The organism is Rhodococcus sp. BP-160, assembly GCF_019836205.1.
Classification (GTDB): Bacteria; Actinomycetota; Actinomycetes; order Mycobacteriales; family Mycobacteriaceae; genus Rhodococcoides.
Genome location: NZ_JABUEK010000005.1, coordinates 204,767 through 229,761, shown reverse-complemented (window position 1 = coordinate 229,761; position 24,995 = coordinate 204,767). Strand labels below are relative to the sequence as shown.

Sequence of the window (24,995 nt, the reverse complement as noted above, 5' to 3'; positions counted from 1 at the left end):
GCCGAGACGAACCCTCGACCTCGGGTCGACGTTCATACTCGACGGCGCTATGTTTCTGGTGTGACTGTTGTGGCCCTGGTGGCGTTCGTGATGATCATCGGTATCGGCTGGATCGTGTCGGTCGTCCGGCGGACACGTCGGTCGGCCGACTCCGTCGCTGCCGGACTGAACCTGCTCGAGATCGAGCTCGATCGACGACGGGCCGTGATCCCCGATCTCGTGCGCGCTGCCGTCGACGCCGATCTCGACCGCGCCGCCGTGAACCAACTCGTCGGAGCGCGGTCGCTGTCGGCCATGATGCGGGATCGGCGCGCCGAGCTCGGCGCCCGGGCCGGCGCCGAGAACGCGCTGTCGGTCGCGCTGCACGAGGTGCTCTTCGACGGTCGGGCCAGTGGGCCTCTCGGGTGGGACTTCAGCTCGCCCGCAACGGAACTCGATCGCATCGAACATCGCGTCGCCGGGGCCGTCCGCGTGTACAACACGCAGGCCTCGTCGTTGGCCTCGCTCGCCGACTCGCCGCTGTCCGGACCCGTCGTCCGGCTGTTGGGCGTCCGGGCGCCCGCTGTGTTCGCCGAGACCGCGGACGCCGACACGGCGTGGTTGCGGGCGCCGCAGCACGCCGCCTGAGCGCACCCGATAGATTCACTGCTCGTGGCAGCTACCGAGAAGTCCGAACTGGCAGAACTGGTCCGCGAGTTGGCCGTCGTGCACGGGAAGGTGACGCTGTCGTCGGGCACGGAAGCCGACTACTACGTCGACCTCCGCCGTGCGACGCTGCACCACCGCGCCGGTGCCCTCATCGGGCAGCTCATGCGAGAACTGGTGTCGGACTGGGATTTCGACGCCGTGGGCGGACTCACCATGGGTGCCGACCCCGTCGCCTTGGCGGTCATGCACGCGCCGGGCCGTCCCATCGACGCGTTCGTCGTCCGCAAGGCGGCCAAGGCCCACGGTATGCAGCGCCAGATCGAGGGCCCGGACATCGTGGGCAAACGGGTCCTGGTCGTCGAGGACACCACCACCACCGGCAACTCCCCGCTCACGGCCGTCGCGGCTCTGCGTGACGCCGGTGCCGTCGTGGTGGGCGTCGCGACGGTGGTGGACCGCGCCACCGGCGCCGACGCGGTCATCGCGGCCGAGGGTCTCGAGTACCGGTCCCTCCTCGGTCTGGGCGACCTGAACCTCTGAGCTCTACTGCCAGCCGACGGCGGTGAAGGGCGCGTTCGTCGTCACGCGGCCGACGATGCCGGCGTGCGCGAAGTCCTTGGCCGTGGCCACCGCGTCCTGGACCGCGGAACCCTTCGCCAGCTCGGCGGTGATGGCGGCGGCAAAGATGCAGCCGGCTCCGGAGACGCGCTCCTCGCCGATCTTCGGCGCACGGAACACCGAGACGTCGGTGCCGTCGAACAGGACGTCGACGGCCTCGTCGCCGGGCAGACCCGCGCCGCCCTTGACCACCACGTAGCGCGGTCCGAGGTCCGCGATGCGGCGGGCGGCCTCCGACAGATCGTCGACGGACTCGATCGAGTCCATTCCCGACAGGGTCTGCGCCTCGAAGAGATTCGGCGTGACGACGGTCGCGAGCGGGAGGATCTCGGCGCGCAGGGCGTTGTCCGTGTCCAGCGCCGCGCCCGGCTCCTGGCCCTTGCAGATGAGGACGGGATCCACGACGACGTGTCGCCACGGCTGCTGACGGAGCGACTCGGCGACGGTGGCAACGGTCTCGGGTGTGCCGAGCATGCCGATCTTCACGACGTCCAGTGAGTGGGCAGCCGTCGCCGCCTCGATCTGGTCGGCGATCACCGGTCCCGCGATGGGGACGAAACGGTGGCCCCACCCGGCCTTCGGATCGAACGAGACGATGCAGGTGATGGTGCCGACGCCGTAGACCCCGAGCCGCTCGAACGTCTTGAGGTCGGCCTGCAGGCCGGCGCCTCCCGTGGCTTCGGATCCGGCGATGACGTAGGCGAGTGTCGGCATGTCTTCATCATCCCAAAACGCCGAGAGCGCGTGGGTGCGGGGCCGAGAGAGCCCCCGCACCCACGCGCTCGGTCGTCAGGAGCGAGTGCCCTTGCGACGCGAGAGTGCGAACGCACCGACACCCGCGACGGCGACGACGGCCACGCCGGTGCCGATCGCGGCGACGGGCAGTCCGCCCTCGTCGTTCGAGGCACTCGCCTGATCCGACCCCGCGAGGCTCGACTCGGACGACACGAGACCGATCTCCGGCAGTTCGCCGGCGACGATGACGTTGCCCTCCTCGTCGTCGGTGAAGTAGTCGACCACCTTGAACGTGCGCGTCGGGCCGTCGACGTAGAAGCCGATGAGACGGATTCCGGAGGCGGTGACCTCGACCGTGGTGGAGTCGATGGTCGCGACCTCGACGTCCTCCTTCTTCTCGTCGCCGACCTCGACCGTGACGGTCTCCTTGGCGGCGTTCTCCGCGGCAGCCTCGTCGGCGGCCTTCTTGTCCGCGGCATCCTTCGCAGCTGCCTCGGCCTCGGCCTTCGCTGCTGCGGCGGCCTCGGCTGCTGCTGCTGCCGCCTCGGCGTCACCGGCTGCTTCGAGCCGCTTCGCGTTCTCCTCGGCGACCGTGGCGGCCACCTGCGTCGTCGCTGCCTTGACGACAGCGGCGAAGAGCGTCGACGCCTTCGCATACGCGGCCTGGATCGCCGTGGTGACCTTGGCGGCGTCGAGCGTCGCGAACGCGTCACCGACGGCCGTCAACGACTCCTCGGCGGCCTTCGTGGCCTCCTCCGCGGCGGTGCGCGCGGCGGCTGCGGCCTCGGCCTTCGCATCGGCGTCCGCACGCGCGGCCTCTGCCTCGGTCGGATCCGCGGCAGCGTCGCCCTCGAGCTCGTCGGCCTTGTCCTTCGCAGCGTCGGCCTCGGCCTGAGCGGCGTCCGCCTTGCTCTTCTCCTCGTTCGCTGCAGCCTTGGCGGCGTCCGCCTCTTCCTGCGCCTTGGCGGCGACACCGGCGGCGACGATGCTCTCCTGCTCGGCGACCGACGCCGATTCCTCGGCCTTGGATGCCTCGAGCTCGGCCTTCGCTTCGTCGACCTCGGCCTCGGCAGCGGCGTCGCCGCCCTGCGCTGCGGCGATGGCGTCGTCGAGGAATGCCTGCGCCTTCTTGATGGCGTCGACGGCGGCCTTGGTGGCGTCCTTGGCCACCTGCAGTGCCTTCTTCTCGTCCTCGGTCAGCTTCGCGTCGATGTCGACCTTGATGGAGGAGTTGCCCTCGTCGTCGACCACGACGGAACCGGTGACCTGCGGCAGCGGCCGGGCCGGGGGAGCGGTGGTGGGCACGGTGGTGACCGGCGGCGCATCCGTCGCCGAGGGTTCCTGCTCGGTGCTCGACGTGGCGGGAGCCTCGGTGGTGGTGCTCGTGGAGGACTCGCTGCTCTCCGAGCTGTCCGGCTGATCCTGCTGGGCGACGGCCACGGCGGGTGCGGCGACAGCCAGCGACACGGCGAGCACGGCGCCTGCTGCAGCGAGCCGCGTCCTGCGGGCACGGGTGATGGACTTGTCCGACATGAATGGCCTTTCGATACCGAAGACGGCATTCCTGCCGTATCCGAGAAGCGGTGAAGAATGGTGTACGCGTCCCCCGACCGAACAGAACGTACCTTCCGGTCCGCCTAGACCTTTACTTCAGAGTTACTTCGTCATCGAAGTGTGACCTTTGGTGCAGATGGTTTTCATGCGGTGAATGTGACTGGTGTGATTCGGTTTTCCCTGGTCAGTCGCCCACGGTCAGTGCTGCCGCCTCGTCGACGCTGTGCGGAGCGGGGTCGTGGTCGTCGACGTGTGCGAGGACCTTCCGACCGGTCGCCAGGACGCCGATGGCCAGGAAGGTGCAGGCGGCGCCCACCCAGAACGGCACGTGCACATTGGATTCACCGAGCTTGCCGGCGAGGTACGGGGCGGCAGCGCCGCCGGCGAACCGCACGAAGCTGTAGGCCGCCGAGGCGGTCGACCGTTCGACCGGCGCCGAGATCATGACGGTCTCGGTGATGAGGGTGTTGTTGACGCCGAGGAACAGTCCGGCGAGGACGACGCACACGATCAGAACCGGCTTGCTCTCCGTGAACAGAGCCATCGCGGCGAGGTCGGCTGCGAAGAGGAGCAGCGCCAACATCATCATGTTCAGCGTCCCGAACCGGCGCTGCAGGCGCGGTGCGAGGAACACCGAGGCCACCGCGAGCGCGAGTCCCCAGCCGAAGAAGATGAAGCCGATCGCGTAGGTGCCGAGGTCGAGCGGGAACGGCGTGTAGGCGAGCAGGGTGAAGAATCCGTAGTTGTACAGCAGTGCCGTGATGCCGACCGTGAGCAGCCCGCGGTGCCGCAGTGCGCGGAAGGGGTCCGCGAGAGAGGTTCGGTGCGTGGGCTTCTCGCCCTCCGGCAGCATGACGACGAGCAGCACGACGGCCACGGCCATCAGGACGGCGACGCCGAAGAACGGGCCCCGCCAGCTGATGCTGCCCAGGACGCCGCCGACCAGCGGGCCGGTGGCGATGCCGATGCCCAGTGCGGCCTCGTACAGGATGATGGCCCGCGCGACGCCACCGCTCGCGGCGCCGACGATCGTCGCCAGGGCGGTCGCGATGAAGAGTGCGTTGCCCAGTCCCCAGCCGGCGCGGAACCCGACGATCTGGGTGATGGTGCTCGACGAGCCTGCGAGCGCGGCGAACACGATGATGATCGCGAGACCGGCCAGCAGTGTCTTCTTCGGGCCGAAGCGCGACGAGACGACGCCCGTGACGAGCATCGCCACGCCCGTCACCAGCATGTAGGACGTGAACAGAAGAGACACCTGCGACGGTGTCGCGTTCAACTGTTCGCCGATGGGCTTGAGAATGGGATCGACGAGGCCGATCCCCATGAAGGCGATGACACTGGCGAACGCCACTGCCCACACGGCCTTCGGTTGCTGCAGAAGGCTCGGCTGGGACGCGTCCTTCTTCTCCTCGATCGTCGTCACGGGTGTTCCTTTCGTGCTGTGTTCTTGAGTACCGAGCGCAGGTCGTCGAGGCCCTCGACGATGCGTCGGAGTTGGTCGGGATCGGGCTCGCCCAGGTGGCGGAGCAGTCCGTCGCCGATGGCGCGACGCGAGTCGGCGAGCCAAGTGCGTCCGTGGTCCGAGATCGACACGACCACGGCGCGGGAGTCGGTCGGATCCGTCATGCGGTCGACGAGACCGTTCTCGTGGAGCGTGCGCAGCAGGGCCGTCGCCGAGGGTTGCGAGCATCGGTCGAGGCGGGCGAACTCGCTGATCCGGATCGCGCCGTACTCGTCGAGCAGGGAGAGCGCGCGCGACCACGTACGGGGATGCTCCGCGGGCGCGACCGAGGCCGCGAGCCGGGTGAAACGCGAGGTCGTGGTGACCAGTTCGGACAGCAGTGTCCGCAGTTCGTCGGTTCGCATCGCCGTGGTCTGCACTCCCTTAACGTTACATAAGCTAACTATCGAAATCCAGTGTGGGGTCGGCTACGGTGTCCGCATGCCGTCCGGGTCGTCCGCCACGCTGGTCCGCAGGGCCACGACCCTGGCCTACGCCGTCGCTGCGGCGGGCACCATCGTCGGTGCCGCCACGCATCGACCCGTCGTGCAGGCGGTGTGCAAGCCGCTCCTCATGCCGATTCTCGCGGTGCGGTCCGGCGCCCACCGCTCGCCACTGCTGGCTGCGGGGCTCTCGGCGGCGACGCTCGGCGACGTCGCGATGATCGATCCGGACGACGATCGCCGGTTCACTGCGGGGGCGTCGTCGTTCGCCGTCATGCAGGGGTGCTGGTCGGTACTGTTGCATCGCAACGGTTCTCGCGCGCGGCCGCACCATGCTCTGCTTCGAGCGGCGGGATGGGCGGGCGGCGCCGTGCTGGCCACGAGACGCGCCCCGACCATTGCACCGATCTCCATGGCCTACGGCGTCGCCCTCGGTGCCATGTCCGTTCTCGGTGCGGACGGCGACACCCGTGCCGTCGTCGGATCGACGCTGTTCACCGTCTCCGACGGCATGGTGCTCGTGCGGCGGACCACGGCCGACGCGCGCCTGCGCGACGTCCTCGAGGTCGCGGTGCTCGCGACCTACACCGGCGCTCAGTACGCGCTCGTCGACTCCCTCACGGGAACAGCGTCGGGGTTCCCGACTCGAGATCGAGCAGCAGGCGTTTGCGCTCGACGCCGCCGGCGAAACCCGTGAGGCTGCCGGACATTCCGATGACGCGGTGGCACGGCACGACGATCGACAACGGATTGCGGGCGTTGGCCGACGCCACCGCTCGCACCGAGGTGGGCCGGCCGACGGCGACTGCCAGAGCGGAGTACGTCCACGTCTCGCCGTAGGGGATCGTCCGGAGCGCAGCCCACACCTCGTTCTGGAACTCGGTGCCCACCGGGGCCAGCTCGAGATCGAAGCGGCGCCGCCGGCCGCCGAAGTACTCCGCCAACTGATCGCGGATCTCGTCGAACCCGTCCGCCCGGGCGGTACCGATCCGGCCGGGAGCCGGTGCCGGACGGTGACCGGGAAAGTAGACGCCCGACAGCGCCGTCCCGGTGCGCACGACGGTGAGAGGACCCACCGGGGTGTCGAGAACGGTGTGGTGCCGGGTCGAGTCGGTCGGTGTCACAACCGGATCCGCGTCCGGTCGTCGGGATCGACGACGACGGGAACGGTCGCGCCGACCTCGTACCGAACGGACCCCGTGCGTCGGACAGTGCCCGGGTAGGACCCCGACCCGGGCACGGTGATCGTGAGGTCGACCTCCGTCTCGGCTCCGACCTCCCGTACCTCGTCGACGACGGCCCACCCCTCGAGCCCGTGGTCGCGCATGCGGCGTTCGTCGGCGGTGGGGCGCCCGGCAGCCATCATCGCGAGTCCCAGTGCCGCGCCGAAGCCCGCGACCAGGGCAGCGATCTGATACGGAACGGTGCCGTCCGGGGCCTTGGGGAGCAGCACGAGCGCCCAGACCGCCAGCACGACGACGTAGATGGCGGTGACCACGGCCACCGCCCGACCCACTCTCTCGTGGTCCATCGACTCGGATCCCTCCCGTGAGCGTCTCCGAGGACGCCGGAAGCTACTCGGCGGTAAGTTTTCGGCTCACCGCTCTGTTGCAGCTCAGCCCGACCCTTTACTCTTCAGACATGTCTCAACCTACTGTCTTCATCACCGGCGCAGCAGCCGGCATCGGGCGGGCCACCGCACTCACGTTCGCCGCCGCCGGGTACCACGTCGGTGCGTACGACATCGACGAGACGGGACTGGCCTCTCTCGCGAAGGAGATCGCGGCGAAGGGCTCGACGTCGACGACGGGAATCCTCGACGTCACCGACACCGCGCAGTTCACCGAGCGACTCAAGGAGTTCGACGAGGCGGCGGGCGGGCGACTCGACGTGCTCATCAACAACGCGGGCATCCTCATCGCGGGCCAGTTCGCCGAGCAGGCCATCGAGACGCATCGCAAGCAGTTCGACATCAACGTCGGCGGCGTGCTCAACGGTCTGCTCGAAGCGTTCCCGTACCTGAAGAAGACGCGCGGCGCCCAGGTGGTGAACCTGTGCTCCGCCTCCGCCATCTACGGCCAGCCCGAGCTCGCCACGTACGGCGCGACCAAGTTCGCGGTGCGCGGGCTCACCGAGGCGCTCGACCTCGAGTGGCACAAGCACGACATCGCCGTGAAGGCCATGTGGCCGCTCTTCGTCCAGACCGCCATGACCAAGGGGATCCAGACCGGCACCACCGGCTCGCTGGGCATCAAGCTGACCGCGCAGGACGTCGCCGACGCGATCTTCAAGTCGACGCAGCCCGCCAAGCGGATCTACCACAAGGTGCACTTCCCGGTGGGGCTCCCGTCCAAGGCGCTGTCCATGGGCTCGCGGTTCTCCCCGGTCTGGCTGACCCGCGAGGTCAACCGCCGTCTGTCCCATTCCTGAGTTGACCGAGAACGACCGCAGCGACGAGGCGGGTGCCACCGAGTGGGGTGAGCACCCGCGCGGCGCACCCGCCTGGGACGTCGAGCGTGACGGACCCCGGCCCACCGATCCGCGCTACGACGCCGAACTTCTCGACGAGGGGGATCGGCGCAACGTCGTCGACGCGTACCGGTACTGGACGCGCGAGGCCATCGTCGCGGACCTGGACACGCGCCGGCACCCGATGCACGTGGCCATCGAGAACTTCGCGCACGACGCCAACATCGGGACGGTCGTCCGCACGGCCAACGCGTTCGGCGCCGCCGCGGTGCACATCGTCGGGCGTCGGCGTTGGAACCGTCGCGGTGCGATGGTCACCGACCGCTACCAGCACATCGAGCATCACGAGACCGTCGAGGCGCTGACGGCGTACGCGGCGAAGGCGGGCCTGACGGTGGTGGCCGTCGACAACGTGCCCGGGTCCGTCCCGCTCGAGACTGCCGTTCTCCCACGGAATGCGCTGCTGCTCTTCGGTCAGGAGGGCCCGGGCGTGACCGACGACGCGCGCGCCGCCGCGTCGATGACGGTGTCCATCGCGCAGTTCGGCTCCACCCGCAGTATCAATGCCGGTGTCGCAGCCGGGATCACGATGCACGCCTGGATCCGGCAGCACGCGGATCCCGACCTGGCCTGGTGACCGTGCCCGACGGCTTCCGAGCCGAGGGGTACTGGCAGGATCGAATCATGCACGACACGTGGTCCTCCAGGGCGGACGCCGCCGAGGAGGCCGTCTTCTCTCGCCACGTCCGCCGTCTGTGGGGACTGCCGGGGACGGCTCTGGGTGTCGTGGCGTGGCCGCCGGTCCGACGGGAGCGGTTGTTCTTCCGCTGGCACTACTGGTGGCAGGCGCACCTCATCGACTGTGTGGTCGACGCCGAGGAGCGGGCGCCCTCGGCGCGCCGCCGACGACGGCTGGCCCGGATCGCGCGCACCCACCGGCTGCGCAACCTCACCGGCTGGACCAACTCGTACTACGACGACATGGCGTGGCTGGGGCTGTCCCTCGAGCGAGCACAACGTCTGCACCTCGTCGACAATCGCACCGCGATCGCGGCCCTGGAGTCGGAGCTGTTCGACGCCTGGGATCCGGCGCACGGGGGCGGTATCCGCTGGTCCAGGAAGAGCGACTTCTTCAACGTGCCGGCCAACGGCCCGGCGGCGGTGCTGCTCGCACGGACCGGCAAGCTGTGGCGCGCCCAGGCCATGGCCGACTGGATCGACGCGACTCTCGTCGATCCGACGACCCATCTCGTGCTCGACGGCATCCACGCAGACGGCCGCGTCGAGACGCCGATCTACTCCTACTGCCAGGGCGTCGTGCTCGGCGCCGAGACCGAACTCGCGATCAGCCTCGGTGACGACAAGCACCGCGAGCGCGTGCATCGACTCGTCGCCGCCGTGCAGCAGCACCTCACGAAAGACGGCGTGATCATCGGCGGCGGGGGAGGGGACGGCGGCCTGTTCAACGGGATCCTCGCCCGGTACCTAGCGCTGGTGGCGATGTCGCTGCCCGGAGACGACGACGAGGACCACGAGGCGCGCTCGGTCGCCGCCGACATCGTGCTGGCGTCGGCGGAGGCCGCGTGGGACAACTGCCTGTCCATCGAGGGCCTGCCGCTGTTCGGGAGCGACTGGTCCGCCATCGCCAAGCTGCCCTCGTTCGGTGCGTCGATCGCCCGGTTCAGCGCCGGCACCGTCACGTCGTCGTCCGTGCCGGAGCGCGACTTCTCCGTCCAGCTCGGCGGCTGGATGTTGATGGAGGCGGCGCACAGCCTCGGCTGAACGTCAGCCGTCAGAGATCGTGCACTTCGGTGGTCTCCACCGGCTTCTTCATCTCCTTGCGGTACTGGTACAGACCGAAGATGGTGCCGACCACGATCGAGACGATCATCAGCGTGAGCACGGTGGGGAACAGCCACGACACCTTGTCGAGCACTGCTCCGAAGTAGAACCCGATCAGCAGCAGCACGGGTGCCCAGATGAGCGCACCCAGCGTGCTGGCGATGGTGTAGCGGCGGTGGTTCATCCCACCGGCACCGGCGACCATCGGGCACAGGGTCCGCACCCACGGGATCCAGCGCGCGACGAGCACCGCCCAGAAGCCGTGTTTCTCGAGAAGTCGGTTGACCTTCTCCAGATTCGCGGTGTTGACGTACTTGCCGTTCTTGCGCGCCACGAGGCGATGACCGGTGCGTTTACCGATCATGTACCCCACCTGATTACCGGCGATGGCGGCCAGGAACGCGCCCGCGGACAGCGCCCACACGTGCGAGGTGCCCGACGCGTGGGCGGCCAGTCCGATACCGGCGGTGATCAGCAGCGAGTCGCCGGGAAGGAAGAGGCCCACGATGACGGCGCACTCGAGGAACACGAAGGACACCACGATGAGCCAGACCAGGGTGGGCCCGGCCGATTCGAGGAATCCCATCGCGCCGCCTTCGGCGAGCACGGTGCTACCGGCGAGAAGCATGAACGGGGGACCGATCTACGAGGACGAGTCGCGCGGAGCGGGCTCGGTGCGCTGGACGGGCTCGGACCACTGAGCTGGTTCCGACCGCTGAGCAGTGTCCGACCTCTGGGCCGGCTCGGACCACTTGGACGGCTCGATCTTGTCGTCGAGCTTGCCGTCGAACGCGTCGACGGCCTCACCGAGCGGGGTGCGGCGCGAGGAGACGATCCGCTTGCCGACCTCCCAGGCGATGGGCAGGACGGAGACGGCGACGATGAGCAGGAAGATGATGTCGACGTTGTCGCGGATGACGGCGATCTGGCCCAGCAGGTAGCCGAGCAGCGTGACGCCCGAGCCCCAGACGATGCCGCCGACGACGTTGTAGGTGATGAATGTGCGGTAGCGCATGCCCGAGGCACCGGCCACGACCGGCGCGAACGTACGCACGATGGGCACGAAGCGCGCCAGGAAGATGGTGATGGGACCGTGCTTCTCGAAGAACGCGTGCGACTCGTCGATGTAGCGCTTCTTCAGGAAGCGCGCGTCGTCCGTGAACAGGCCCGTGCCGGCCTTCTTGCCGATCAGATATCCCGCCTGATCACCCAGCACCGCGGCGATCGGAATGGTCACCAACAGCACCCACAGCGGCGCGAACGGCTCGATCTCCGCGCTCTTCGACGCGGCGATCAGACCGGCCGTGAACAGCAGCGAATCGCCCGGGAGCAGCGGGAACAGCAGGCCCGACTCGATGAACACCACCAGCAGCAGACCGACCAGGACCCAGGTGCCGAACGAGTTCAGCAGGTTGACGGGATCGAGGAACCCCGGCAGCAGGGCGAGGTCGGTCACGGAGGCGGCCACGGTAGTCACAAGCGCCCACAGTACCGGCGAGAGCAGCCGATACCCGCACGCCGAGTGGCGGGTAGTACAACTCACGAGCAACTCTCAGCAACTACCGGCGAGTAGATCGGGCAGGGCGCGACCGGCGTCACCTCGGTTGACATACTGCTAGTGACCGCACCTGATCGGGTGCCCCGTTCGCTCACCGTGGAGGTTTCTTCGTGCCGATCGCAACTCCCGAGGTATACGCCGAGATGCTCGGCCGCGCCAAGGAACACAAGTTCGCTTTTCCCGCCATCAACTGCGTGGGATCCGAGTCCGTCAACGCGGCCATCAAGGGCTTCGCCGACGCGGGCAGTGACGGCATCATCCAGTTCTCCACCGGTGGCGCGGAGTTCGCGTCCGGCCTCGGTGTGAAGGACATGGTCACCGGCGCCGTCGCGCTCGCCGAGTTCGCCCACGTCGTCGCCGCGAAGTACGACGTCACCATCGCGCTGCACACCGACCACTGCCCCAAGGACAAGCTGGACACCTACGTGCGTCCGCTCCTCGCGGTGTCGCAGGAGCGCGTCGACGCCGGGAAGAACCCCCTCTTCCAGTCGCACATGTGGGACGGCTCCGCGGTGCCGATCGACGAGAACCTCGAGATCGCCAAGGATCTGCTGGCCCGGGCCGCCGCGGCGCGCATCATCCTGGAGATCGAGATCGGCGTGGTCGGCGGCGAGGAGGACGGCGTCGAGGCGGAGATCAACGACAAGCTGTACACCTCGAACGAGGACTTCCTGAAGACGGTCGAGGCGCTCGGTGCCGGCGATGCCGGATCGCGCTACCTGTTGGCCGCGACGTTCGGCAACGTCCACGGCGTCTACAAGCCGGGCAACGTCAAGCTCAAGCCGTCGGTGCTCGCGGACGGCCAGCGCGTCGCCACCGAGAAGCTCGGACTCGCTGCCGGCTCCAAGCCCTTCGACTTCGTCTTCCACGGCGGCTCGGGCTCGGCCAAGAGCGAGATCGAGGAGGCCCTCGAGTACGGCGTCGTGAAGATGAACGTCGACACCGACACCCAGTACGCGTTCAGTCGGCCCATCGCCGGCCACTTCTTCAGCAACTACGACGGCGTGCTGAAGGTCGACGGCGAGGTGGGCAACAAGAAGGCCTACGACCCGCGCAGCTACCTCAAGAAGGCCGAGGCCGGTATGACGGCGCGCGTCGTCGAGGCGTGCAACGACCTGAAGTCCGCCGGTCGGAGTGTGTCAGCGGGCTGACCCCCGTGCGCCTCTTGCGCATCCCCGGATGTGCAAGAGGCGCACGAGCGCGGTCAGGCGCAGACCTTCCAGGTCTCGCCGTCCAGCGCGAGGTCGAACGTGCGCGCCGAGGGCTCTGCGCCCTCGGTGCGCGCGGTGACCTGTGCGATCGCCGTCGTCTGATCCGGCGGTTCCGCTTCGGTGATCTGAATGGTGTCGACGCTCTGTACCACCGGCACCGTTCCGGATGCGACGGCGGCGTCGTGCGTCGCGGCGAAGTCGACCTCGGAGATGCCGCCGTAGAAGGACGCCAGCGCGCCGCACGTGACGCCGCGCAGAGCGGTCAGGTCGCCGTCACGCAACGCCGTGGTGAAGGTGTCGATCGAGGTGCGGATCTTCTCGTCGTCGCTCGGACCCGTGACGCTCGTGCCGCCACGCAGCAGTGCGAACGCCACGACACCCGCGATCGCCAGCAGGGCCACGAGGGCCGCCGCGATCCACGGTCCGCGCCGCCGTCCTCCGGAGCGCGTCGACACCTTCTTCGGTGCGGCGCTGGGTTCGATGCGGCGCGGTGCGGCGGGGCGCGAGTTATCCGGGGACACGCGTGCACCTTATCCAGCGCCCGACGTCTCCCGCGCGCTCCGTGGGAGACTGCCGTCATGACTTCCTTCGGTGATCTCCTCGGTCCCCAGCCCACCCTGCTGCCCGGCGACGACGAGGCCGAGTCCGCTCTGCTGAACCACACGGCGCCCGAGGAGGTGGCCGCGGCGCACCCCACCGCGTCGATCGCGTGGGCCTACCTCGCCGAGGCCGCCCTGTCCGACGGCCGCACCATCACCGCGTACGCCTACGCACGCACCGGCTACCACCGCGGGCTCGACCAGCTGCGTCGCAACGGCTGGAAGGGCTTCGGACCCGTGCCGTACAGCCACGAGCCCAACCGCGGCTTCCTGCGCTGCGTGGCCGTCCTGGCCCGCGCCGCGCAGTCGATCGGGGAGACGGACGAGTACGCCCGCTGCCTCGACCTGCTCGAGGACTGCGATCCGCGCGCCGCGGACGAACTCGGCGTCGGCTAGCACCAGCTTCATGGGCCGATTCGGGAGCTACCCACGATTCACGGCCCCGCATCTCGGCCTGCGCACCCGCGGTTCCGCGCGGATCGACGCGTCGCTGCGGCGACTGAGTGTCTCCGGGTTGCCGATCATCCAGTGCGCGCTCGCCGCGGGCATAGCGTGGTTCGTGGCGACGGACGTCGTCGGGCACGTCACGCCCTTCTTCGCACCGATCGCGGCCGTCGTCTCGCTCGGCGTGTCCCTCGGGGCGCGGATGCGACGCTCGGCCGAACTCGTCGTCGGCGTCACGGTCGGTATCGGTGTCGGTGACGCGATCATCGCCCTCATCGGGACCGGCCCGTGGCAGATCGCCCTGGTCGTCGCGCTCGCGATGTCGACCGCGGTCTTCCTCGACAGCGGCGCCATCATCGCGATGCAGGCGGGATCGTCGGCCGTGCTGGTGGCGACGCTCATCCCGCCGGGCAACGCCGGCGGACTCAACCGCATGGTCGACGCGTTGATCGGCGGTCTGGTGGGACTCGCCGTCGTCGCCGTCGTGCCGACGCACCCCGTGCGCCGCGCACGCAAGGACGCGGCCACCGTCATCGCCACGTCGGGCCGGGTACTGCAACTCGTCGCGGACGGTCTCCTGGCCAACGACGCGGAACCGATCGCCAAGGCACTGAAGGCTGCGCGCGCCACACAACCGGCCATCGACGCGATGCGCACCGATCTCAAGGGCGGGCGCGAGATCAGCCGCATCTCCCCGCTGTACTGGAACAGCAAGCAGCGCCTGGCCGAGCTGGCCGCGACGGCGGATCCGCTGGACAACGCGGTGCGCAACATCCGGGTTCTCGCCAGGCGCTCCCTGTCCCTGGTGCGCGACGACGAGATTCTCGACCCCCGACTGGTCGACCTCGTCGAGAAGCTCGCGCAGGCCACCGAGGTGGTGCGGAAGATGATGCTCGCTGATCCCGGCGAGCAACCCGACCGAGCCGAGGCGGCGCGGGTTCTCCGGCACGTGGCAGTCGGTGCGAAAGCGGAGCTCATGCAGGATGCCGGCCTGTCCGCGGTGGTGGTGCTCGCGCAGATCCGATCGATCGTCGTCGACCTGCTCCAGGTGGCAGGGCTCTCGCGGATCTCCGCGCTGGCGACCCTGCCCCCGACCGTCGACCACCCCGCCGTGCCGCCGGAGCTCGACTACTAGGTTCCCGCTGCCGTTCCGTGTTCCCGCGGACGCTGCAACCCCTCCTCGAGTACGGAACCCCTGCGGGAGCTGCCGGTACACAGGACGAGGGTGCTCCACAGGCGGGCGACAGGAAGGCGTGTCCCCGTCCGCGCGTGATCGACACTCACCGCCATGGACCTGCACCGCCGCGCGACCGGTGACGTGACAGATGCGGCGCTGCGCGGTCTGGTGAGGCGCGGCGAACTGGTCCGCGTGAGCCGCGGCTGCTACGGCCCCGGCTCGGAGTGGGCGTCGGCATCACCAGACGAGCGCTACCGCCTGCGCGTGCTCGGAGTCATGGCGGGACGCACCGCGGTGGCCGTCGCCAGTCACGAGTCCGCGGCGGCGCTGCATCGGCTCCCCCTTCTCGCTCCCGACCGAGACCGGGTGCACGTGAGCGTCGACGGTCGAGGAGGTGGTGCGTCGACGAGGAGGGTCGCCGAGCACCGGGTGCCGCTGTCCCCGCTGGACGTCACCACCGTCGACGGTGTGCAGCTCACGACGCCGACGCGGACGGCGCTCGACATCGCGTGCACGGTGGGACTCGATCGTGCGCTGTGCGCTGTCGAGTCCGCACTCCGCACGGAGGCGCCGGATCTGCAGGAGTGCCTCGCACGGCTCGGGCGCCGTCGCGGCATCGCCACCGCCCGCCGCGCGGTGGACCTCGCGAGCCCTCTCACCGAGAGCATCGGCGAATCGTGGAGCCGAGCCCTGATGATGCAGTGGCCCGAGATTCCCTCGCCGAGGCTGCAGCATCGCTTCCTCGACGATCGTGGTCGCATCGTGGCCCGCACCGATTTCGACTGGGACGGTCGGCTGGTGGGCGAGTTCGACGGGCTGACGAAGTATCGCGGCGGAGCACAGTCGGTGATCGACGAGAAGCTGCGCGAGGACGCCCTCCGCGCGCTCGGCTGCCATGTGGTGCGGTGGACGTGGGACGACCTGCGTCATCCCGAACGGCTACGGCGTCTGCTCGCGGCCGGGATGGCCATCGCGTTCCGCTGACGCCGGAGGTCTCTGGGTTCCCGCGGGCGTTCCGTGTTCCCGCGGAGGCTGCAACCCCTCCTCGAGTACGGAAGCCCCGCGGGAAGCGTGACTCACCATATGCACACATTCGCATGTATGGTCTCGATCATGGGAGCGGGGCACGGACATGCGCACACACCGGCGGCTGGTGAGGCCGGCACCGGGCGGCTGCGACGCATGGGGATCGCGTGGTTCGTGCTCGTCGCGTTCTTCGCCCTCGAGCTGACCGTCGGCCTGATCATCAATTCGCTGGGCCTGCTCGCCGATGCCGGGCACATGCTCACCGACATCATCGGCATGTCGATGGGCCTCGTCGCGCTCACGATGGCCCGGCGCGGATCGAGTTCCGCTGCAAGGACATTCGGGTGGCACCGGGCCGAGGTCCTCACCGCTGTCGCCAACGCGGTGCTGCTGCTCGGGGTCGCGGTCTTCATCTTCGTCGAGGCGATCCGCCGCATCGGGGACCAGCCGGACATCCCGGGCCTCGCGATGGTGCTGACGGCCGCCGCGGGACTCGTCGCCAACATCGTCGTCATGCTGCTCATCCGCGCCGACGCGAAGGACTCCATCGCGGTACGCGGGGCCTATCTCGAGGTGCTCGCGGACACCGTGGGCAGCGTCGGGGTGCTCGTCGCCGGTGTGCTGCTCCTGGCGTTCGACTGGACGTGGGCGGACATCGTCGTGGGTATCGCCATCTCGCTGTGGGTGGTGCCGCGGGCACTCTCGCTCGCCGGCCAGTCGTTGCGCATCCTCACGCAGGCCAGCCCGTCGTCGGTGGACATCGGTGCGCTCGAGGCCGATCTGCGGGCGCTGCCCGGAGTCGTCGACGTCCACGACCTGCACGTCTGGACCCTCACCACCGGCATGGACGTCGCCACGGTGCACATCACGTCGGACGGTTCCGGATCGGTGATGCTGGCCCGCGGGAAGGAAGTGCTCTCGGCCTACGGCCTGGACCACGCCACCGTGCAGGTCGAGCCCGCGGTGCACGGTGCCACCTGCCGCGACGAGCTCACCTGGTAGCAGGCCGGTCGGGATGGTGACAGGCATCGGAACACCTGTGCGACCATGACACGGCAGGTCAGTACCTGCGACGTGCTGGCGAGGGGAATCCGGTGAGAATCCGGAACGGTCGCGCCACTGTGAGCGGGCCTCGTCGTCCGTGAGTCAGATCGCCGATCCGGCACGTGAGACTCGAATCGGACGCGCAATCTGAGGAGTTCCACTCGTGCACATCGCCGAGGGTTTTCTGCCACCCGTTCACGCGGCAGTCTGGACGTGCGCCGCGGCGCCGTTCGTCGTTCACGGCGCTCGCGCCGTCGTCGTCCAGGTCCGGGAGAACCCCCGCAGCCGTCTGCTGCTGGGTGCTGCCGGTGCCTTCACCTTCGTTCTCTCCGCCATCAAGCTGCCGTCCGTCACGGGCAGCTCGAGTCATCCCACCGGAACTGGGCTGGGGGCGGTGTTGTTCAAGCCGCCGGTCATGGCGTTCCTCGGCACGGTGGTGTTGCTCTTCCAGGCGTTGCTGCTCGCGCACGGCGGCCTGACGACGCTGGGCGCCAACGCGTTCTCCATGGCGATCGTCGGCCCGTGGGTGGGGTACGCCGCGTTCCGTCTCACCGGCCGGCTGGGCGGTGGTCTGTCGCTGTCGGTGTTCTTCGCGATGATGCTGGCCGACCTGTCGACGTACTGCACGACGTCGGTGCAGATCGCGCTCGCGTTCCCGGATCCGCAGAGCGGCGTACTCGGAGCCGTCACCAAGTTCCTGTCCATCTTCGCTGTCACCCAGATTCCGCTCGCCATCGCGGAGGGCCTGCTGGGTGTGCTGGTGTTCCGCGTCCTGCGGACCGTGGCGACGCCGGAGCTGCGGGACCTCGGAGTGCTCCGCCGCGAGAAGGGTGCCGTCGATGCGTAGGAACGTCGTGATCAACCTGCTGCTCGTCCTCGGGATCGTCCTCATCGTCGGCGCCGCGCTGATGCTCGACGCGGGACGCAGCGGCGACGAGGAGCGGTTCGTCGGTACCGATTCGGCCGCCACGTCGAAGATCGAGGAGGACCACCCGGACTACGTGCCGTGGTTCGAGTCGGTGTTCTCGCCGACGTCGGGCGAGGTGGAGTCGGGACTCTTCGCGCTGCAGGCCGCGCTGGGTGGACTCGTCCTCGGGTACGTGCTGGCGGCGCTGCGCGGTCGGCGCAAGCTCGACGCGCTCCGCACCGAACTCGAACGGACGTAGGTGCAGGGTCTCGCGGTCGACGACGCGGCCTGGGCCAGTCCGTGGCGCACGCGCGCGGTGGGGGACAAGGCAGTACTCTCGCTGGGTCTCGTGCTGTGCGCGCTGCTGCTCCCGCCGTGGCCCGGCGCGCTGATCGTCACGGTGGTCGCGCTCGGTGCGGCCGTCGGGGCTGCCCGCACACCGCTCCGGCCGGTGCTGCGTGCGCTCACCGCACCGGCGGCCTTCATCGCCCTCGGCGCCGTCTCCGTCGCCGTCACGGTGACCGCCACGCCGGACTGGAGTGTCGGGGTCACGGCCGACAGCGCGCGACGAGCGCTGGAGGTGTCCGGTCACGCGATCGCCGGGACGTCGGCCGTGCTCCTGCTGGCCGTCACGACACCGATGATCGACATCCTGTCCGGGCTGCGACGGCTGCGGGTACCGCAGGCATGCATCGACGTCGCCGCCGTGATGTACCGCTTCCTGTTCGTGCTGCTGTCGTCGGTACGCACGATCCGCCAGTCGCAGACCGCCCGCCTCGGCTACTCGTCGCCGCGCCGGTCACTGCATTCCGCGGGTCTGCTGACGGCCGCTGTGCTGATCAAGTCGTGGGACCGGGCCTCGCGGCTCGAGGCGGGGCTGGCGGGTCGCGAGTTCGGCGACGCGGTCTCGGCGGATCCGGTCGACCGGCAGCGCAGTTCGCCGAGCTTCCTGGTGACCGTCGTGGCGGTGCTGGGAGCCGTGGTGGCGCTGTCCCTGCTGGGGCATCGCGCATGAGCCACCGCACTCTCACCGCCCGCGACCTCGAGGTGCGGTATCAGGGCGGGCCGCCGGTGTTGGCCGGCGCGAGCCTGAGCGTTCCCGCCGCGGCGAGGGTGGCGCTCCTGGGCGCCAACGGCTCGGGCAAGACGACCCTGCTGCGGTGCCTGTCCGGAGCGATCGTTCCCGATGGCGGACGGGTGGAGATCGACGACGTCGCACTGCGCCACAGCCGGTCGGGCCTGCGGGCACATCGCCAGGAAGTGCAACTGGTGCTGCAGGATCCGGACGATCAGTTGTTCTCGGTCGACGTGTACCGAGACGTCGCCTACGGTCCGGTGAACCTCGGCCTGGGGACCGACGAGGTGCGCGACCGCACGGAGGCGGCGCTCGAGGTGATGGGCATCGACCATCTGTGGTCCCGGCCGACGCACCAGCTGTCCTACGGTGAGCGCAAGCGCGTCGCGACGGCCGGCGCCGTGGCCATGCGGCCGTGCATCCTGTTGCTCGACGAACCGACAGCCGGGCTCGATCCGCAGGGCGTCGACGAGATGTTCGCCGCGCTGCACCGCCTGGAGAATCACCACACGACCGTGGTGCTGTCGACACACGACGTGGCCCTGGCGCTGGAGTGGTCGCACTCGGTCGCCGTGGTCGTGGACGGCGCTGTGGTGCAGGGGGATCCGGTGACGTTGCTGTCGGACACCGACCTGCTGGGACGGGCCAGGTTGCGGACACCGTGGCCGTTGGCGCTCGCGGCGGACCTCGTCCGGGACGGCATGCTCGAACCGGGATCGCGACCACGGGACGCCGAAGAACTACGAAAGATGCTGAGCAGCAGTATCAGTCGGCGCTAACGTACGAGCAACCACTGCTTGTCGTGGCGGTAGATGGTGGACCTGGTGGTCTCGCGGGGGATGTCGATGCCGTCCTTCGTCAGACGCGCCGCGGTGGCTCCGAGTTGCATCGCCCGTCCGGTGATCCAGCGGCGGCGGAACAGTCCGCGCTTGCCCTGCACCCGAGCTCGGAGTCCCGGCATCTCGAGCGTCGGGGTGACCTCGATGCCCGGCACCTCACCGGAGAAGAGCTTGGTGTCGTCGACGTAGGCCTCGCCGACGAGGTGGCCCGACGGCCCCGAGACGGTGGCGAGTCCGACGACGGCCGATCCGGCGTCGTCACGGATGAGGGGAGTGGGGGAGGCGGTGCCGGACAGCGCGACCTTGGCGGCGCGCGATCCGGTGCCGACGCGGAAGAGGTGGCTGGCCTCGCTGGCGGTCTCGGCGACGTAAGCGAGCTCGATGTCGAGTCGGTCGCGCCGCATCAACCGGGTGAGGACGGCGGCGAGCGAGGCGTCGGTGCCGAGCACGATCAGCCGGGGGTCGTGCACCGCGTCGAGTTCGGCGAGCAGGGCGTCGCACTCCTCCTTCGACGGCACCTCGGGTACCGCGGTGAGCGGTAGCGAGGACAGCGCGATGGGCAGCAAGGGCCTGCCGCACTGCAAGACGAACGGAGTCACGCGAATTCCTTCTCAGCCGGACGGGTCTGCCCCACCCTAATCAGGACACGGTCGTCGTGGACCGCGGGAAGGCGCTTGCCCGGTCTCGATTTCGCGTCGCTTTGACCGTGCCGCCGCGACAGAAGACCAGGCAGTACGGTGTGCGGTCGGCTGTGAGCGGCACGTGTCGTCTCGGGCGGTACACTGTGTCACCGGTCATGGTCGGTGCGCGTTGCGCACGTCACGAAGTGCGTTCCGACACGTGCCACAGCCCGGGATGGTCCGGCTGTCCACCCGAGTGATGGAGCAACACATGCCGGCAATCGTCCTCATCGGCGCCCAGTGGGGCGACGAGGGCAAGGGCAAGGCCACGGATCTGTTCGGCGAGCGACTGCAGTGGGTGGTGCGCTACCAGGGTGGCAACAACGCCGGCCACACCGTGGTGCTGCCGAACGGCGACAAGTTCGCGCTTCACCTCATCCCGTCGGGCATCCTCTCGCCCGGTGTGAACAACGTGATCGGCAACGGCGTCGTCGTGGATCCAGGTGTGCTGCTCACCGAACTCGACGGCCTCGAGAAGCGCGACGTGGACACGTCGAAACTGCTGCTCAGCGCCGATGCGCACCTGATCATGCCGTACCACGTGGCCATCGACAAGGTCACCGAACGTTTCCTCGGTGCCCGCAAGATCGGCACCACCGGACGCGGCATCGGCCCGTGCTACCAGGACAAGATCGCCCGCGTCGGAGTGCGCGCGGCGGATGTCCTGGACGAGAAGATCCTGACCCAGAAGGTCGAGGCCGCACTGGAATTCAAGAACCAGGTGCTCGCCAAGATCTACAACCGGCGCGCCCTCGAGTCGGAGAAGGTGGTGGAGGAGGTGCTCGGCCAGGCCGAGGGCTTCAAGCACCGCATCGCCGACACCCGGCTCGCGTTGAACCAGGCGCTCGAGCGCGGCGAGACGGTGCTGCTCGAGGGTTCGCAGGGCACGCTCCTCGACGTCGATCACGGCACCTATCCGTTCGTCACGTCGTCCAACCCGACGGCGGGCGGCGCGGCCGTGGGTTCGGGCGTCGGCCCGGGTCGGATCACCACCGTCCTCGGCATCCTGAAGGCGTACACCACGCGCGTCGGCTCGGGCCCGTTCCCGACGGAGCTGTTCGACGAGTCGGGCGAGTACCTGGCCAAGCAGGGCGGCGAGGTGGGTGTCACCACCGGCCGCGCCCGGCGCACCGGCTGGTTCGACGCCGTCATCGCGCGGTACGCCACGCGCGTCAACGGCATCACCGACTACTTCCTCACCAAGCTCGACGTACTGTCCTCGCTCGACACCATCCCGATCTGCGTCGCGTACGACGTGGACGGCGTGCGTCACGACGACATGCCGATGACGCAGACCGGGTTCCATCACGCGAAGCCGATCTACGAGGAGATGCCCGGGTGGTGGGAGGACATCTCGGGGGCGCGGACCTTCGAGGAGTTGCCCGTCAACGCCCAGAGGTACGTGCTGCGTCTCGAGGAGCTCTCGGGGTCGTACATGTCGTACATCGGTGTCGGTCCGGGCCGTGACCAGACCATCGTGCGGCGCGACATCCTGTCCTGACACGGTCGAGATATCACAAATGGCGTGACGATAACGCCAGGATGGCTCATACTGTGGCTCAGGTTCGCTATGAGGTGGAACAAAACGGATCCCCCTCTCGGCGAGAGCAGGTCAGTGGAGGACCGCTATGGACAGCACCTACGTCGGGCTCGAGGTCTTCCAGTGCCAGTTCGAGCGTTTCAGCTTCGAGCACTCGTGGATCGGTGACCGTGTCGGCGAGCTGATGCTGGGGCCGCGCGGCGGTGGGATGCTCGAGTTCCAGCACGCCATGGTCTTCGCGCTCCCCGAGGGCGGCGCGCACGAGGTGCACGGCGACATCCTCGCCTGGTACCTCGCGCACGGCGGCCCGAGTGGATCGCTCGGCTACCCGCTCACCGATGAGAAGCGCACTCCGACGGGCCACGGCCGCTACAACGTGTTCGAGAACGGCACCGTCGGATGGCTCCCGGGTACCGGGGCATTCCTCATGGGATCCGTCCGCACCGCCTGAACTGGACTGCACCCCGGTGTCCACCGAGGTGGATACTGGACCTCATGGTGACTCGCGTGATCGGTGCGTCGACTCTCTCGCGGGACCTCGGGCACTGGCGGCCGTCGGGGCGGCACCGGCCGGTCTACCGGGCACTCGCCGACGGGATCCGGCTCCTGGTGCACGACGGCCGCATCCCCCTGGGCGTCGCCCTGCCCAGTGAGCGCGATCTGGCGGGAGCCCTGTCGCTGTCCCGCACCACCGTCACCAACACGTACGCGGCACTGCGTGACGAGGGGTACCTGTTGAGCAGGCAGGGTTCCCGCAGCACGGTCGCACTGCCGCGGACCACCCTGGCGGGGCGGCCGGCCCGCGCGGCGGCGTCGGTGATCGATCTGACCCATGCCGCCGTCACCGCCCCGTCCGACGAGGTGACACAGGCGTACGCCGCTGCGCTGGAGGCACTTCCGGCCTACTACACGGGTCACGGTATCGAGCCGGTCGGTCTCGCGACACTGCGGCAGGCCCTGGCTCGCCGGTACGACGAGCGGGGGCTGCCCACGTCGCCGGACCAGATCATGGTGACGTCCGGCGCGCAGCAGGCCTGGCGGCTGCTGCTCGAGGTGCTGGTGTCGCCAGGTGACCGGGTGGTGGTCGATCACCCGACGTATCCCAATGCGCTGGAGGCGATTCGACGAACTGCGGCGCGCGCGGTGCCCGTTCCGTTGAGGCCGCGGGAGTACTCGTCCCCTGGATCGGCGCGCTCGTCGCGGCGGTGGGACCTCGACGCGATTCGTGACGCGACGGTGCAGACGGGGGCCCGAATGGCGTACGTGCTGCCCGACTTCCACAATCCGACGGGTGCTCTGCTCGATGTCGCCGGCCGCGCGGAACTGGCGTCGAACGCCCGCCGGACCGGCACCACGCTGGTGGTGGACGAGTCGATGGCCGACCTGTGGCTGGACGAGGCGCCGCCCGCTCCGGTCGCGGCGGTGGGGCATCCCGGCACCGTCGTCACCGTGGGGTCCGCGTCGAAGGCGTACTGGGGTGGTCTGCGGGTCGGCTGGATCAGGGCGTCGCCGTCGCTGATCTCTCGCTTGGCGACATCGCGGGCCGCCGTCGACATCGGCACGCCGATCATGGATCAGCTCGCGTGCGCGGCACTGATCGAGCGGCACGAGGAGATCTTGGTTCCCCGCCGCGCGGAACTCCGTGGTAACCGGGATGCACTGACGGCGGCTCTGGCGCGGCACCTGCCGGACTGGTCGTACGACCCGGCGCCGGGCGGCCTGTCGTTGTGGGTTCAGATGCCTGCCGCGGCGTCCACGGCTCTCGCCGCGATCGCGCCGGCGCACGGGGTGGCGCTGGCGGCGGGGCCGCGGTTCGGGGTGGAGGGGGCGTTCGAGCGCCACGTGCGCCTGCCGTACACGGAGGGTGCCGATCGATTGGAGGCTGCGATCGACCGAATTGCGTTCGCGTACCAATCCCTGAAACCGACCGACGGGGATTATTCTGCCGTCGTGCTGTGACTTGGGGCGGCCGACGGAGAATGGTCGGCCAGTCAGCGGGAGCCGAAGACCTCGTGATCGAGTTCGGCCATGTCCCACTGGAGCTCGGAGCCGAGTTCCTCGTGGTCCCCGCGCGATGCGGCGCGTCCGAGCAGCACTGCGGCACCCGCGGCGACCAGCAGCCACACCACTCCGACGACCACGACGACTATCACGATTCCGTTTGTAGCACCTCGAACTGAAAACATTCTGTGAAACGCGAGACTTGGATCGGTTTCTTACGGAGTAAACCGGAATGAATCTCGATCGGCGCGCTCGGCGGCTGCCCGCTCGCCGATTCGCGTCGGTTTGCGCGGAGGTACTCGTGGGTACAGTCGAACGTATGAGCGATGCGAATGACACCACCAAGACAGGCAATGCGGACGTCGACCAGAGCGCGGAGAAGGATCCGTCCGACTGGGTCACCGGCGACGAGCCGCCCACCGGCCCCCAGTTGAGCTACCTCGAGACGCTGGCCCGCGAGGCCGGCGAAGAGGTGCCGTCGGACCTGACCAAGGCGCAGGCGTCCGAGATGATCGACAAGCTGCAGTCCGAGACGGGCCGCGGAACCAGCTAGACCCCGTCCGTGCCGCGCGCGTCGTACTCGGCGCGCGCGGCCGTCACGGTCGGAAGCGTCGACTCGACGAACTCGATGAGGCCGACGAGCCGGGTCGCCGTCTCGCGCCCGAGGTCGGTGAGGGCGTACTCCACCTTGGGCGGAATCTGTTCGAGCACGGTGCGGGTGATCAGCCCGTCACGCTCCAGCCGCTGCAGTGTCTGCGACAGCATCCTCTCGCTGACCCCTTCCACGCGCCGCCGAAGCGCTCCGAACCGGTACGGCCCCTCGTGCAGCGCGGCGAGCGCCAGCAGGCCCCAGCGACTGGTGATGTCCTGCATCGTGTCGCGGGACGAGCAGTGGCGAGAGAACACGTCGGCTTCGAGTGTCGGGTCGGTGTCGGGCACGAGTGCCATCCTACCAGCTGGTCCGTAAGTGATTACGAGGAATGTTGCACTGCACGAACAGTAAGTGCATATTGGTGCCGACGGCCGGATCGGTCGCAGCGGCACACCCTCGTGGTGCGCCGGACGACGCTCACTCTCCAGG

Annotated in this window: 31 protein-coding genes and 1 riboswitch; of the genes, 19 read left to right on the top strand and 12 right to left on the bottom strand. The window is 69.1% G+C overall.

Annotated elements, in window-relative coordinates; all coding sequences use genetic code 11:
* Nucleotides 1–60: 60 nt before the first annotated feature.
* Nucleotides 61–627: a hypothetical protein gene (locus HQ306_RS19155; RefSeq protein WP_222633151.1), complete on the top strand. Its 567-nt coding sequence runs from the start codon at nt 61–63 to the stop codon at nt 625–627.
* Nucleotides 628–651: 24 nt separating this feature from the next.
* Complete coding sequence (gene pyrE, locus HQ306_RS19150) at nt 652–1,188, top strand: orotate phosphoribosyltransferase (protein WP_037186299.1); 537 nt, start codon at nt 652–654, stop codon at nt 1,186–1,188.
* 3 nt (nt 1,189–1,191) lie between these two features.
* Here the strand turns inward: pyrE and thiD are convergent, their stop codons facing one another.
* The 4 genes from thiD to HQ306_RS19130 all read right to left on the bottom strand — a co-directional run bounded on the left by thiD (nt 1,192) and on the right by HQ306_RS19130 (nt 5,424).
* Complete coding sequence (thiD, locus tag HQ306_RS19145; RefSeq protein WP_222633150.1) at nt 1,192–1,980, bottom strand: bifunctional hydroxymethylpyrimidine kinase/phosphomethylpyrimidine kinase; 789 nt, start codon at nt 1,978–1,980, stop codon at nt 1,192–1,194.
* A gap of 75 nt (nt 1,981–2,055) precedes the next feature.
* Nucleotides 2,056–3,534 carry a hypothetical protein gene (locus HQ306_RS19140; RefSeq protein ID WP_222633149.1) on the bottom strand — a complete coding sequence of 493 codons (1,479 nt, stop codon included), beginning with the start codon at nt 3,532–3,534 and terminating at the stop codon, nt 2,056–2,058.
* Nucleotides 3,535–3,739: 205 nt separating this feature from the next.
* A complete protein-coding gene (locus HQ306_RS19135) occupies nt 3,740–4,981 on the bottom strand; it encodes an MFS transporter (protein WP_081821365.1) in 1,242 nt (413 codons plus the stop codon).
* The gene (locus tag HQ306_RS19130; protein WP_056444311.1) at nt 4,978–5,424 is read right to left on the bottom strand and encodes a MarR family winged helix-turn-helix transcriptional regulator; all 447 of its coding nucleotides are present in this window, start codon (nt 5,422–5,424) and stop codon (nt 4,978–4,980) included. Before HQ306_RS19130 ends, HQ306_RS19135 begins: the two co-directional genes overlap by 4 nt.
* A 76-nt stretch (nt 5,425–5,500) precedes the next feature.
* Here HQ306_RS19130 and HQ306_RS19125 point away from each other — a divergent pair, with 76 nt between their 5' ends.
* Nucleotides 5,501–6,199 (top strand): lysoplasmalogenase, encoded by a 699-nt coding sequence (locus HQ306_RS19125; protein WP_222633148.1) that lies wholly within the window; start codon nt 5,501–5,503, stop codon nt 6,197–6,199.
* Here the strand turns inward: HQ306_RS19125 and HQ306_RS19120 are convergent.
* Nucleotides 6,120–6,626 (bottom strand): methylated-DNA--[protein]-cysteine S-methyltransferase, encoded by a 507-nt coding sequence (locus HQ306_RS19120; RefSeq protein WP_222626475.1) that lies wholly within the window; start codon nt 6,624–6,626, stop codon nt 6,120–6,122. The genes HQ306_RS19125 and HQ306_RS19120 overlap by 80 nt on opposite strands.
* Complete coding sequence (locus HQ306_RS19115; protein WP_027506420.1) at nt 6,623–7,033, bottom strand: hypothetical protein; 411 nt, start codon at nt 7,031–7,033, stop codon at nt 6,623–6,625. Before HQ306_RS19115 ends, HQ306_RS19120 begins: the two co-directional genes overlap by 4 nt.
* 110 nt (nt 7,034–7,143) lie before the next feature.
* Here HQ306_RS19115 and HQ306_RS19110 point away from each other — a divergent pair, with 110 nt between their 5' ends.
* Genes HQ306_RS19110 through HQ306_RS19100 form a run of 3 tightly spaced genes read left to right on the top strand, consistent with a single transcriptional unit; the run spans nt 7,144 to nt 9,753 of the window.
* Nucleotides 7,144–7,932 (top strand): SDR family oxidoreductase, encoded by a 789-nt coding sequence (locus HQ306_RS19110; protein WP_027506419.1) that lies wholly within the window; start codon nt 7,144–7,146, stop codon nt 7,930–7,932.
* Between the two features lies 1 nt (nt 7,933).
* On the top strand, nt 7,934–8,608 hold the full coding sequence (locus HQ306_RS19105; RefSeq protein WP_261770079.1) for an RNA methyltransferase: 675 nt from the start codon (nt 7,934–7,936) through the stop codon (nt 8,606–8,608).
* Between the two features lie 47 nt (nt 8,609–8,655).
* On the top strand, nt 8,656–9,753 hold the full coding sequence (locus HQ306_RS19100; protein WP_222633147.1) for a glycoside hydrolase family 76 protein: 1,098 nt from the start codon (nt 8,656–8,658) through the stop codon (nt 9,751–9,753).
* Nucleotides 9,754–9,763: 10 nt separating this feature from the next.
* On the opposite strand, the gene HQ306_RS19095 is transcribed toward HQ306_RS19100, so the two are convergent.
* Both HQ306_RS19095 and HQ306_RS19090 read right to left on the bottom strand, forming a co-directional pair.
* Nucleotides 9,764–10,441: a DedA family protein gene (locus tag HQ306_RS19095; RefSeq protein WP_051613508.1), complete on the bottom strand. Its 678-nt coding sequence runs from the start codon at nt 10,439–10,441 to the stop codon at nt 9,764–9,766.
* Nucleotides 10,442–10,456: 15 nt separating this feature from the next.
* A complete protein-coding gene (locus HQ306_RS19090; protein WP_308115513.1) occupies nt 10,457–11,290 on the bottom strand; it encodes a VTT domain-containing protein in 834 nt (277 codons plus the stop codon).
* Between the two features lie 191 nt (nt 11,291–11,481).
* Between HQ306_RS19090 and fbaA the strand changes: the two genes are divergently transcribed.
* The gene (gene fbaA / locus HQ306_RS19085) at nt 11,482–12,522 is read left to right on the top strand and encodes a class II fructose-bisphosphate aldolase (protein WP_027506415.1); all 1,041 of its coding nucleotides are present in this window, start codon (nt 11,482–11,484) and stop codon (nt 12,520–12,522) included.
* Between the two features lie 53 nt (nt 12,523–12,575).
* On the opposite strand, the gene HQ306_RS19080 is transcribed toward fbaA, so the two are convergent.
* Entirely contained in the window at nt 12,576–13,103 is a 528-nt protein-coding gene (locus HQ306_RS19080) for a hypothetical protein (protein WP_222633146.1), read from the bottom strand.
* Between the two features lie 57 nt (nt 13,104–13,160).
* On the opposite strand from HQ306_RS19080, the gene HQ306_RS19075 reads away from it, so the two are divergent.
* The 8 genes from HQ306_RS19075 to HQ306_RS19040 all read left to right on the top strand — a co-directional run bounded on the left by HQ306_RS19075 (nt 13,161) and on the right by HQ306_RS19040 (nt 19,633).
* A complete protein-coding gene (locus tag HQ306_RS19075; RefSeq protein ID WP_027506413.1) occupies nt 13,161–13,577 on the top strand; it encodes a DUF3151 domain-containing protein in 417 nt (138 codons plus the stop codon).
* Between the two features lie 10 nt (nt 13,578–13,587).
* Nucleotides 13,588–14,760, top strand: coding sequence for an aromatic acid exporter family protein (locus HQ306_RS19070; protein WP_204869801.1), 1,173 nt, complete (start codon nt 13,588–13,590; stop codon nt 14,758–14,760).
* Between the two features lie 153 nt (nt 14,761–14,913).
* Nucleotides 14,914–15,786 (top strand): hypothetical protein, encoded by an 873-nt coding sequence (locus tag HQ306_RS19065; RefSeq protein WP_222633145.1) that lies wholly within the window; start codon nt 14,914–14,916, stop codon nt 15,784–15,786.
* Between the two features lie 129 nt (nt 15,787–15,915).
* A complete protein-coding gene (locus HQ306_RS19060; RefSeq protein ID WP_222633144.1) occupies nt 15,916–16,830 on the top strand; it encodes a cation diffusion facilitator family transporter in 915 nt (304 codons plus the stop codon).
* A gap of 42 nt (nt 16,831–16,872) precedes the next feature.
* Nucleotides 16,873–17,002: riboswitch (cobalamin riboswitch) on the top strand.
* 33 nt (nt 17,003–17,035) lie between these two features.
* Nucleotides 17,036–17,719 carry an energy-coupling factor ABC transporter permease gene (locus HQ306_RS19055; protein WP_204869804.1) on the top strand — a complete coding sequence of 228 codons (684 nt, stop codon included), beginning with the start codon at nt 17,036–17,038 and terminating at the stop codon, nt 17,717–17,719.
* Complete coding sequence (locus HQ306_RS19050) at nt 17,712–18,038, top strand: energy-coupling factor ABC transporter substrate-binding protein (RefSeq protein WP_222633143.1); 327 nt, start codon at nt 17,712–17,714, stop codon at nt 18,036–18,038. The genes HQ306_RS19055 and HQ306_RS19050 overlap by 8 nt, the downstream gene beginning before the upstream one ends.
* Nucleotides 18,039–18,794: a cobalt ECF transporter T component CbiQ gene (gene cbiQ, locus HQ306_RS19045; RefSeq protein WP_222633142.1), complete on the top strand. Its 756-nt coding sequence runs from the start codon at nt 18,039–18,041 to the stop codon at nt 18,792–18,794. It begins immediately after the preceding gene.
* On the top strand, nt 18,791–19,633 hold the full coding sequence (locus HQ306_RS19040; protein ID WP_222633141.1) for an energy-coupling factor ABC transporter ATP-binding protein: 843 nt from the start codon (nt 18,791–18,793) through the stop codon (nt 19,631–19,633). The genes cbiQ and HQ306_RS19040 overlap by 4 nt, the downstream gene beginning before the upstream one ends.
* Here the strand turns inward: HQ306_RS19040 and HQ306_RS19035 are convergent.
* Nucleotides 19,630–20,292 (bottom strand): hypothetical protein, encoded by a 663-nt coding sequence (locus HQ306_RS19035; RefSeq protein ID WP_027506407.1) that lies wholly within the window; start codon nt 20,290–20,292, stop codon nt 19,630–19,632. The genes HQ306_RS19040 and HQ306_RS19035 overlap by 4 nt on opposite strands.
* Nucleotides 20,293–20,584: 292 nt before the next feature.
* On the opposite strand from HQ306_RS19035, the gene HQ306_RS19030 reads away from it, so the two are divergent.
* From HQ306_RS19030 to HQ306_RS19020, 3 genes are all read left to right on the top strand, one after another.
* A complete protein-coding gene (locus tag HQ306_RS19030; RefSeq protein ID WP_027506406.1) occupies nt 20,585–21,874 on the top strand; it encodes an adenylosuccinate synthase in 1,290 nt (429 codons plus the stop codon).
* A gap of 127 nt (nt 21,875–22,001) precedes the next feature.
* The gene (locus HQ306_RS19025) at nt 22,002–22,364 is read left to right on the top strand and encodes an LGFP repeat-containing protein (RefSeq protein ID WP_051613506.1); all 363 of its coding nucleotides are present in this window, start codon (nt 22,002–22,004) and stop codon (nt 22,362–22,364) included.
* A gap of 44 nt (nt 22,365–22,408) precedes the next feature.
* Nucleotides 22,409–23,872: a PLP-dependent aminotransferase family protein gene (locus HQ306_RS19020; RefSeq protein WP_222633140.1), complete on the top strand. Its 1,464-nt coding sequence runs from the start codon at nt 22,409–22,411 to the stop codon at nt 23,870–23,872.
* Between the two features lie 32 nt (nt 23,873–23,904).
* Here HQ306_RS19020 and HQ306_RS19015 read toward each other — a convergent pair whose 3' ends face one another.
* A complete protein-coding gene (locus HQ306_RS19015) occupies nt 23,905–24,066 on the bottom strand; it encodes a hypothetical protein (protein WP_222633244.1) in 162 nt (53 codons plus the stop codon).
* Between the two features lie 167 nt (nt 24,067–24,233).
* Here HQ306_RS19015 and HQ306_RS19010 point away from each other — a divergent pair, with 167 nt between their 5' ends.
* On the top strand, nt 24,234–24,467 hold the full coding sequence (locus tag HQ306_RS19010; protein ID WP_027506404.1) for a DUF3072 domain-containing protein: 234 nt from the start codon (nt 24,234–24,236) through the stop codon (nt 24,465–24,467).
* Here the strand turns inward: HQ306_RS19010 and HQ306_RS19005 are convergent.
* Entirely contained in the window at nt 24,464–24,862 is a 399-nt protein-coding gene (locus HQ306_RS19005) for a helix-turn-helix domain-containing protein (RefSeq protein WP_222633139.1), read from the bottom strand. The two genes, HQ306_RS19010 and HQ306_RS19005, sit on opposite strands and share 4 nt — an antisense overlap.
* Between the last annotated feature and the right edge of the window lie 133 nt (nt 24,863–24,995).